At 42.4% G+C, this 823-nt stretch carries 1 protein-coding gene; it reads left to right on the top strand.

What is annotated here, in order from left to right:
* Positions 1–688: acyl-CoA dehydrogenase family protein (locus A3762_RS21765; RefSeq protein ID WP_197469485.1), on the top strand; the 688-nt coding region annotated here is incomplete at its 5' end.
* Positions 689–823 lie beyond the last annotated feature (135 nt).

The following is an 823-nucleotide window of genomic DNA, read 5'->3' as shown; positions in this document are numbered from 1 at the left end:
GAATGGATCGAAGACCTTTATTACTAACGGCCAGTTGGCAGACCTTTACATCGTTGTTGCGAAGACTGACCCAGACGGCGGCGCAAAAGGCACCAGCTTATTACTAGTTGATGCGGATTCAGCAGGATTTTCTAAAGGCACGAACTTAGAAAAGATTGGTATGAAAGCTCAGGATACTTCTGAGTTATTCTTCCAAGATGTAAAAGTGCCGAAAGAAAACTTACTTGGTGCTGAAGGTATGGGCTTTATTTACTTGATGCAAGAGTTGCCACAAGAGCGTTTGTCAGTCGGTTTGAATGCTATTGCTAATGCTGAGTCAATCTTCAAACAAACGCTTGCTTACGTTAAAGAGCGTAAAGCTTTCGGCAAACCAATTTCGGCGTTCCAGAACACTCAATTCAAACTCGCTGAAATGTCCTCAACGCTCACTATGGTGCGTGTTTTTGTAGATAAATGCTTGGAACTTCACCTTGAAGGTAAGTTGGATGTAGTGACAGCGGCGAAGATTAAATATCTAACCACTGAAATTCAATGTGATGTGATAGATGAATGTTTGCAACTGCATGGCGGTTACGGCTACATGTGGGAATATCCGGTTGCACGTGCTTATGCTGATGCGCGCGTTCAAAAGATATACGCAGGCACGAATGAAATCATGAAGCTAATCATTGCAAGGTCAATGGTCTGATCTTCGTTTGTATGTGAGACACGATGTCATGTTGGGGTCAGAGTAATATTACTCTGACCTCGGTATTCCTAGAATAAGACAGCAACCTTAAACAATCACAAGAGCTTACCATTGAATATGTCCCTACCATTAGAA

This window comes from Oleiphilus sp. HI0125 (assembly GCF_001635355.1).
Note: the sequence above shows the minus strand (reverse complement) of the source record. Positions and strands in the feature narration are given on the sequence as shown.